This window comes from Lentilactobacillus rapi DSM 19907 = JCM 15042 (assembly GCF_001436255.1).
Lineage (GTDB): Bacteria > Bacillota > Bacilli > Lactobacillales > Lactobacillaceae > Lentilactobacillus > Lentilactobacillus rapi.
Window position 1 is genome coordinate 65,883 of record NZ_AZEI01000019.1, and the last position, 9,268, is coordinate 75,150.

The window sequence follows — 9,268 nt, forward strand, 5'->3', positions numbered from 1 at the left end:
GGTATAATTTATTCATAGAATGTGTGATTAAATCGGGGGATTTAGTATGACATCAGAACATGGCAAAATTAAAAAGTTGGAAAACGACTTCACCAAACGCCGCGAAATTGAAATGAGTCAAAATCAGGCCGTGACAACGTTGAGCAATCGACGTAAGAAGCGAGCATTGATGATTATTGGAATTTTTTCTTTATTCGCAATTGTTTTTGCCGTGCAAATTATTCGTGCCAAAGTGAATTACGCTGATGTCAATGTTCAAATCACTCGCCAAGAAAAGAAATATCAACATCAAAAGGCGACCAACAAAGTGTTGCATGCTAAGGTCGCTCAGTTAAATGATAAGAGTTACGTGGAAAAAATTATTCGCGATCGCTATTATTACACTAAACCTGGGGAAACGGTATATAGTTTCCCTAATCAAGCGCCTAAAGATGTTAACGATGACGATGCAGAATGACCTTTAACCGGCTGAACAAAACCATTGTTTTGATCACAGCCGGTTTGTTGTGTCTTTGGTAATTTTGATGAATTGCTTTGAGCAGGCAGACCTAAATTGTTTGCACGACTGAAAGCAAAATATGCTATACTTGAAACACTATCACAGTAGGAGGAACATATTTTTACATGGCAATTGAAGTTGGGGAAAAAGTAACTGGAAAAGTTTCAGGAATTACAAATTTTGGTGCATTTATTGATTTAGGTGACCATCGAACTGGATTAGTCCATATTAGTGAGGTTTCCGACGGATTTGTTAAAGATATTCATGATGTATTAAAAGTTGGCGATGAGGTAACCGTCAAGGTCCTTAAGATTGATGGCAATAAGATCAGCCTTTCAATTCGTAAAGCTTCTGAATCACATCATGCAGAGCCATCTCATGGTGATCATCAACGTCACGAATCTCATGAAAGCCATGATAACCACGAGCATCGTGGTGGCCATTCACATAATAATTCAAATCATAATGCCCATTCGAGCAATCATCCAGAAAGTTTTGACGATATGATGTCTGGATTCCTTAAGGAAAGTGAAGATCGTCTGTCAACTCTTCGAAAGAACACTGAAGGTAAGCGTGGTGGCCGTGGTGGTCGTCGCAGCTAAGTTATTTAAGAGTTGAGCGGTTAATCATGATCGAATTTCCCGAATGATGAAGGTTGACCAGTAATTGATCGTTGAATAACAAAGGGACTGGAATCCAGACGAAAGTGTGGTCCAGTTCCTTTGTTATTGACAGGAGGTTTTTGTGGATCTGCAAGAAAAGTTTAGTCGAATAGTTTCTCAAAACCACTGGTGGCAGCCGGGGCAACCGGTGGTCATTGCCGTATCAACGGGTGTGGATTCTATGACCTTACTTCATTTGATTGCTGGGTTAAGGGATGACCGGCCGAAAATAATTGTTGCTTATGTTGATCACCAACTGCGGCCGGCCAGTAAACGGGAAACAGCCTTTATTCAGCAGTTTTGCAAAGCACATGGTATCGCGTTGGCCGCCATTCAATGGCCAACGTTTGAGCATCCAAATAATGGAATTGAGGCCGCGGCCAGAACGTTTCGGTATCGTTTTTTTAAACGGGTCTTGAAAGAATACCATGCCAACGTTTTGTTAACCGCACACCATGGCGATGACTTAGTGGAAACAGTCATCATGAAGCTGATCCGAGGTGGGCAACTGGAATCCCTGACTGGTATCTCTTCCAGCCGGCCTTTTGCTACGGGGATGATTGTTCGACCGTTGTTGTCGTTCAGCAAAACAGCTATTCGGGATTTCGCTGTTGCCCACCACATCCGATGGTTCGAGGACAAAACCAACAGTCAGTTGACTGTACAAAGAAATCGGATCCGCCATCAGGTTGTGCCGCTGTTAAAAAAAGAGAATCCACAATTGTTGATGCACGTGTTGGATTATTCAAATCAGCTGCAAACGACGATTCAGTCACTCAATGAATTACTGAGCCGACAAGTTGACCAGGTTTGCGTATTTGGTGATCAACAAGCAAGCATTGCACTTCAGAAGTTGAGAAACAATTCCGACAATGTTAGAATTTCGGTGATCAAAATGATTCTGTTGGACCGACTTCAAATTGAGGATGTTTCGGTCAAACAGCTTCAAAACATTTTGAAGTTGATTGATAATCCCAAGAAGCCCCAGGGCGAGATTGACCTCGCAAATCAGTGGCGGGCAGTCAAGCGGTATCAACAGTTAATAATTACTAAAAAAAGCCTAAATCCAGCGATAAATCGTGAAAACAAAACCGGATTTATGGTAATATTAGATCGTTGGTATTCAATTGGAACCGGTTATCAATTTGGCATCTTCTCTAGTCGCCCTGAGAATCAGCAACAAAAAATCACCGAGTTACGATTACCTCGAATCGATTTACCACTTAGTGTCGTTTCGCCAAGACCGGGTGATAAGCTTCAGCTGAAGGGTGGCGGCAGCCAAAAAGTGAGTCGAGTTTTGATTAATGCCAAGTTGCCAAATGAAGTTCGTGATCGTGTCAAGCTATTACAAACTTCACAACACCAAACTTTAGCTGTTCTTGGCGTCAAAAGTGTTTCAATTACCCAATCCATTGAAAATGGACAAACATTATACTTAGTTGAAAAAGGTCAAATTAACTTTTTAAAGGGAAAAGGAATTAAAAATGGATAACGATATCTTAAAAGTTTTATATAGTCAGGAACAGATTAGCGAAGCCTGTCATCGACTTGGCAAGCAGATTCAACAAGAATATCAGGGTAAATTTCCAGTTGTCATTGGCGTGCTGAAGGGTGCCACGTTCTTTATGACTGACATTGTCCGCGCGGCTGATACATACATGCAAATTGATTTTATCGATGTATCCAGTTATCATGGCGGAACGGAATCATCTGGGGATGTCGAGCTGATTACGGATATCAACACAGATGTTTCAGGTCGAGACGTTGTGATCGTTGAAGATATCGTTGATACAGGGCAGACACTCAAGTTCCTTTTGGACACATTAAAGGCTCGCGGAGCAAGCACCATTAAGGTTTGTTCGTTGTTGGATAAGCCTGCCAGACGAACAGTTGACGCCCATGCCGATTACATTGGTTTTGAGGTCCCAAATGAATTCGTGGTCGGTTACGGTTTGGATTATGATGAGAAGTATCGTAATCTTCCATACATTGGTGTCTTGAAGCCAGAAATTTATACAAACAATTAATGGTCAAAAAAGGTCAATTGTGGTAGTATCTTGACTATCAACATGAAATAATATTTTTGAGGAGGACGTTGATGAACTCGAATAAAAATGGGCTTTTCCGAAATAGTCTGTTTTACATTGTCATATTCTTATTGGTAATGGGTGTTTTTTACTTCTTTAGTGGCAGTAATAACAACAATACTCAGTCGCAAGAAATTCAATCCAGCCAATTTGTTAAGAATTTAAAAGATGACAAAGTAAAAAGCTTTTCAATTCAGCCTTCAGGTGGCGTCTATAAGATTACAGGAACCTATAGACAAGGCCAAAAGGCAAAGGTCGCCACTGGATTTTTAATTGGTGGCAACCAAAGTCAATCGAAAGAAGTTACGAAGTTTTCCACAACAGTTCTCGAGAATAACTCCTCAATTGCTGAAATTACCAAGGCATCACAGGCTAACAATGTCAAAATGAACGCTAAGCCAGAGGAATCCAGTGGTTTCTGGGTTAATCTCTTAGTTTACGTTTTACCACTACTATTGTTTGTTTGGTTCTTCTACATGATGATGGGTCGAGCAGGTGGCCAAGGCGGTGGCAACAACGGTGTGATGAAGTTTGGCAAGTCTAAAGCCAAACCTGCCGATAGTAAGCAAAACAAGGTTCGTTTCTCGGATGTTGCAGGTGAAGAGGAAGAGAAACAAGAGCTTGTTGAAGTTGTTGAATTCTTAAAAGATCCACGTAAATTCACAACTTTGGGAGCTACCATTCCCCATGGTGTGTTACTTGAGGGGCCTCCTGGTACTGGTAAAACGTTGCTGGCCAAAGCCGTTGCCGGTGAAGCTGGCGTACCGTTCTACTCAATCTCTGGTTCTGATTTCGTTGAAATGTTTGTTGGTGTTGGTGCCAGCCGTGTTCGTGACTTGTTCGATCAAGCCAAAAAAGCTGCTCCAGCCATTATCTTTATTGATGAAATTGACGCCGTAGGACGACGCCGTGGTGCCGGCATGGGTGGTGGCCACGATGAACGTGAACAAACCCTTAACCAATTACTGGTTGAAATGGATGGTTTTAGCGGTAACGAAGGTGTTATTGTCATTGCTGCTACCAACCGTGCCGATGTTTTGGATCCAGCCTTAACCCGTCCTGGTCGTTTTGATCGGAAGATTTTGGTTGGTCGACCTGATATCAATGGCCGTGAAGCTATTTTGAAGGTCCATTCTAATAACAAACCCTTGGCAAATGATGTTGATCTCCATGAGATCGCTAAACAAACTCCGGGATTCGTTGGTGCCGACTTGGCTAACTTATTGAACGAAGCCGCGTTGCTTGCTGCGCGTCGTAATAAGACTCAGATTGATGCCAGTGATATCGATGAAGCCGAGGATCGGGTGATTGCCGGTCCGGCCAAACGGAATCGAGTTATTTCTAAAGAAGAACGAGAAACCGTGGCTTATCATGAAGCCGGTCATACAGTTGTTGGGCTGGTTTTGAATGATGCTCGGGTTGTTCACAAGGTAACAATTGTGCCTCGTGGTCGTGCTGGTGGTTATGCCATTATGCTGCCTCGAGAAGATCAACAGTTGATGTCTAAGAAGGATGCCATGGAACAGATGGCTGGTTTAATGGGTGGTCGTGCAGCTGAAGAAATCATCTTCAAATCACAATCATCTGGCGCTTCTAATGACTTTGAACAAGCAACTAATATTGCTCGGGCAATGGTAACCCAGTATGGGATGAGTAAACGATTAGGACCGGTTCAATTGGAAAATCCTGCTCAGGATACCTATGGTCCTCGTTATTCTCAAGCAACCGCTGCGGCTGTTGACGATGAAGTGCGTCGATTGACTAATGAAGCCCATGAAACGGCTACAAAGATCATTGACGAACACCGTGATAAGCATAAGATTATCGCCGAGGCGCTTTTGAAGTACGAAACGTTGGATGAGAAACAAATCTTGTCTCTCTGGAACACGGGTAAGATGCCTGAAAGTTCTAAGACCAATGATTTCCCAAGCGAACGAGCAGCTACTTTTGAAGAAGCTAAACGTGAATTGGAACGTAAGGAAGCAGAACGTCAAGCTCAAATGGAAAAGGATCATACTCAAGGTGAATCATCATCTTCTGATGACACTCAACCAAATGACACCAGTGACGCTTCTAAGCCAGATAATTCAAGTGAAAGCGATAGTCAACATCATGATGACAATAACGAATAATTAAATATCAAAAATGAGTTTAGGGTGGTTGACATCTCTAAACTCGTTTTTATTATGACGGGAGTGTATTTTATTGGACGATTATTTAGTTAAGGCAACATCAACAGATGGCCTTTTTAGAGCATACGCAGTAAATGCCAAGCAAAACGTCGCAACGGCCCAAAAGGATCATCATACCTCTGCGGTTTCCTCAGTTGTCTTAGGAAGGGTATTGATTGCCACAACCATGTTGGCAACCTCGGTCAACAAAAATGATGAAGCGATCACCGCAAAGATTAATGGTAAGGGAATGACGGGTGAGATTGTTGCAGACTCAGATGCCAATGGTCATGTAAAGGGCTTCATGCACAATCCACAAGTCCCGGTCACAAATGATGCTGGTCAGGCAATGACGATCGGCGAGGCCGTTGGAACGGACGGCTTTGTAGAAGTTACCCGTACTTCTGAAGGTGAAGATCCCTATACCAGCTCAGTACCGTTAACTTCTGGGGAAATTGGTGATGATTTTACTTATTACCTGGCACAATCCGAACAAATCCCCTCAGCAGTTGGCGTTTCAGTGACGCTTGATCAAAAGGGTGGAATTGAGACAGCTGGTGGTTATCTCATCCAAGTACTTCCGGGTGCCAAGGATGAAGCCATCACAAAGATTGTCAATCGGATCAATGCATTACCAGCAATTTCTGAAATATTAAAGACAGATGAATTGCCTGAATCTATCTTGGAACACATCTTTGGCAAGGGGAACCTTCATTTCTTGAACAAGATGCCGGTTGAATTTTATTGTAATTGTTCAAAAGTTAAATTCGGCCGCGATCTTGAAGGCCTCCCGGTGCCTCAACTTGAAACTATGCTCAAAGAAGACAAGGGAATTGATGTCACCTGCAATTTCTGTCAATCCAAATATCACTACAATGAAGATGAACTGGCAACGATAATTGCCGCTGCAAAATCCCGATCCCAAAAATCGGAATAGCTACTCATCCCACTTAATTTGTGATAAGATAGCAAACGGATTTTTATGACGAATGACATTAGAATTTTGAGGTGAAATTATGGAATGGAAAATTGGCGATGTGACGATTCCTAATCGTTTGGTTGTTGCTCCAATGGCCGGGGTGACAAACTCTGCATTCAGAATTATTTGTAAGGAGTTTGGTGCTGGACTGGTTGTTTGCGAAATGATTTCTGATCGTGGAATTATGTATAAGAATCAGAAGACATTGGACATGATGTTTGTCGACCCTAAGGAACATCCAATGAGTATCCAAATTTTTGGCGGGACTAAAGAAACTCTGGTTCAAGCTGCCAAATTTGTTGATCAGAATACCGCTGCCGACATTATTGATATTAACATGGGCTGCCCGGTGAATAAGGTGGTTAAAACCGATGCAGGCGCTCGCTGGTTACTAGATCCTAAGAAGGTCTACGAAATGGTTTCTTACGTCACAGACGCCGTTAAAAAGCCGGTTACGGTCAAAATGCGGACTGGCTGGGATGAAGACCATATTTTTGCAGTTGAGAATGCCCTTGCCGCTCAAAAAGCTGGGGCAGCTGCTTTGGCGATGCATGGTCGGACTCGTAAACAAATGTATATGGGCCATGCTAATTGGGATATTCTCAAGCAGGTTGCAAATGAGTTGACGATTCCGTTCATGGGCAATGGGGATGTGAGAACCCCTCAGGATGCCAAAAAGATGTTGGATGAAGTCGGCGCTGACGCTGTCATGATGGGTCGGGCAGTTGAAGGCAATCCTTGGATTTTGAAGCAAACTAAGCACTATTTGGAAACTGGTGAAATGTTGCCTGAACCAACTCCTGCTGAAAAAATTGCAACTGCAAAAGAGCATCTTCATCGATTGGTTGAACTCAAGGGTGATTATGCCGGTTCCCATGAATTTAGGGGTCAATCCAGCTATTACTTGAAGGGGATCTCTCACTCTGCACGAACCAAGGTTGCCCTTGTCAACGCTGACGGTGAGCAAGCGATGGATGATATTTTTGACGAATTTTTAGAGAAAAATGCTGAGCGAAATGCCCGCCATCACCAAATTGCTCAATAATTTTGTGTTATGATTATTAATAGCTTAATACCACCTAGGAGGTTTCACATTGGCGAAAGATAAAGAAATGAACGATCAAATGATTGTTCGTCGACAGAAGATGGATGAATTAAGAGAGGAAGGAATTGATCCTTTCGGCCACCGATTCGTTCGGTCTCATCTTGCAGAACAACTGCATGATGAATTTGATGGCTTTGATAAAGACGATCTGATGGCCCAAGACAAAAAAGTGACTGTTGCTGGGCGGATGATTGCTAAGCGAGGCAAAGGTAAAGTTGGCTTTGCTGACTTAAAGGACCGAACTGGCAAGATCCAGATCTACGTTCGAAAAGATATTGTTGGTGAAGATATTTACCACATTTTTAAGCGATCTGATATTGGTGATCATTTAGGTATCTCTGGTCAAATCATCAAGACTGACATGGGTGAATTGACTGTTCGTGCCGAATCTGTGACATTCTTGTCAAAGGCACTTCGACCACTTCCTGATAAGTATCATGGTCTTAAAGACAAGGAGCAGCGTTATCGTCAACGTTATCTTGACCTGATTTCCAATCAGGATAGCTTTGATCGGTTCCAAAAGCGTACTAAGATTATTTCCGCAATCCGCCATTATTTGGATTCTAATGATTATTTAGAGGTTGAAACGCCTGTTTTACATAATCAAGCAGGTGGTGCGAATGCCCGGCCATTTATCACGCACCATAATGCGCTTGATATTGACCTTTATTTGAGAATCGCTTTGGAATTGCATTTGAAGCGGCTTATTGTTGGTGGCATGGAACGGGTTTATGAAATTGGCCGTGTTTTCCGAAATGAAGGAATGGATACTCGTCATAATCCTGAATTTACGATGCTTGAGTCATATGTTGCCTACTATGATTTTCATGATGTTATGAATGAAACGGAAGGCATTCTGAAGGCTGCAGCGGCAGCGGTAACGGATGATAATGTGGTTACTTACCAAGGCCACACAATCGATTTGAATCAAACTTTTAAACGTGAGCACATGGTAGACGCCATTAAAGACGTAACGGGAATTGATTTTTGGAAGCCAATGTCTGATGACGATGCTAAGAAGCTTGCCGATGAAAATCATGTCCATTATGAGAAATGGTGGAAGACTGGCCATATTATTAACGCTTTCTTTGAAGAAAAAGTTCAGAATACTTTGGAGCAACCAACGTTCATTTATGGTCACCCAGTCGAGATTTCTCCACTGGCTAAGAAAAATCACGACGACCCCCGCTTTACGGATCGGTTTGAATTGTATGTTGTTGGTAATGAGTTTGCCAATGCTTTTTCTGAATTAAATGATCCAATTGACCAAAAGCAACGTTTTGAAGCTCAAGTTAAAGAGCGTCAAGAGGGTAATGATGAGGCAGAAGGTATTGATGAGGATTATGTAGAAGCCTTGGAGTATGGCATGCCGCCTACAGGTGGACTTGGAATTGGGATTGATCGTTTGGTGATGTTGCTTACTGATGCGCCTTCGATTCGAGACGTCATTTTATTCCCAACTATGAGGCCGGAAGACAACACAACAACTGAATAACTTAGCTTAAATTATGAACATCCGTTTTTTAACGGGTGTTTTTTATATTTCCCCTTGACGTGTAGTTAATTTTTCGGTATATTTATAGATGCTGTTTCGGACATGTGACATTCATGATAAGCGATTTCGTTTAAAAAAGTTATTGACACAAAAAAGACAGCGTGGTATATTTAAATAGTTGTCGCGAAGGACATTGAGCCTTTCAAAACAACGCTGTAGACCTTTGAAAACTGAACAAAATTTTCGACAAACAAATGTGCAGGGCGTTCC

At 42.3% G+C, this 9,268-nt stretch carries 8 protein-coding genes; all 8 read left to right on the top strand.

Translation table 11 applies throughout. The annotated features are described in order from the left end of the window. Positions 1–46 precede the first annotated feature (46 nt). The 8 genes from FD12_RS03205 (at position 47) to lysS (ending at position 8,998) form a co-directional block, all read left to right on the top strand. Positions 47–457 (top strand): FtsB family cell division protein, encoded by a 411-nt coding sequence (locus FD12_RS03205; RefSeq protein WP_056981649.1) that lies wholly within the window; start codon positions 47–49, stop codon positions 455–457. Positions 458–624: 167 nt separating this feature from the next. Further along, complete coding sequence (locus FD12_RS03210; RefSeq protein ID WP_054747231.1) at positions 625–1,101, top strand: S1 domain-containing RNA-binding protein; 477 nt, start codon at positions 625–627, stop codon at positions 1,099–1,101. A gap of 142 nt (positions 1,102–1,243) precedes the next feature. Then, positions 1,244–2,653, top strand: a complete 1,410-nt coding sequence (gene tilS, locus FD12_RS03215) for a tRNA lysidine(34) synthetase TilS (protein WP_056981651.1) — start codon at positions 1,244–1,246, stop codon at positions 2,651–2,653. Next, a complete protein-coding gene (gene hpt / locus FD12_RS03220; RefSeq protein WP_056981653.1) occupies positions 2,646–3,188 on the top strand; it encodes a hypoxanthine phosphoribosyltransferase in 543 nt (180 codons plus the stop codon). Before tilS ends, hpt begins: the two co-directional genes overlap by 8 nt. Before the next feature lie 71 nt (positions 3,189–3,259). Next, entirely contained in the window at positions 3,260–5,380 is a 2,121-nt protein-coding gene (gene ftsH, locus FD12_RS03225) for an ATP-dependent zinc metalloprotease FtsH (protein ID WP_054747229.1), read from the top strand. A 73-nt stretch (positions 5,381–5,453) separates the two neighbouring features. After that, positions 5,454–6,356 carry an Hsp33 family molecular chaperone HslO gene (hslO, locus tag FD12_RS03230; protein WP_054747227.1) on the top strand — a complete coding sequence of 301 codons (903 nt, stop codon included), beginning with the start codon at positions 5,454–5,456 and terminating at the stop codon, positions 6,354–6,356. A gap of 79 nt (positions 6,357–6,435) precedes the next feature. Next, positions 6,436–7,443 (top strand): tRNA dihydrouridine synthase DusB, encoded by a 1,008-nt coding sequence (dusB, locus tag FD12_RS03235; RefSeq protein ID WP_056981655.1) that lies wholly within the window; start codon positions 6,436–6,438, stop codon positions 7,441–7,443. 67 nt (positions 7,444–7,510) lie between these two features. Next, positions 7,511–8,998, top strand: a complete 1,488-nt coding sequence (gene lysS, locus FD12_RS03240) for a lysine--tRNA ligase (RefSeq protein ID WP_186825938.1) — start codon at positions 7,511–7,513, stop codon at positions 8,996–8,998. Positions 8,999–9,268 lie beyond the last annotated feature (270 nt).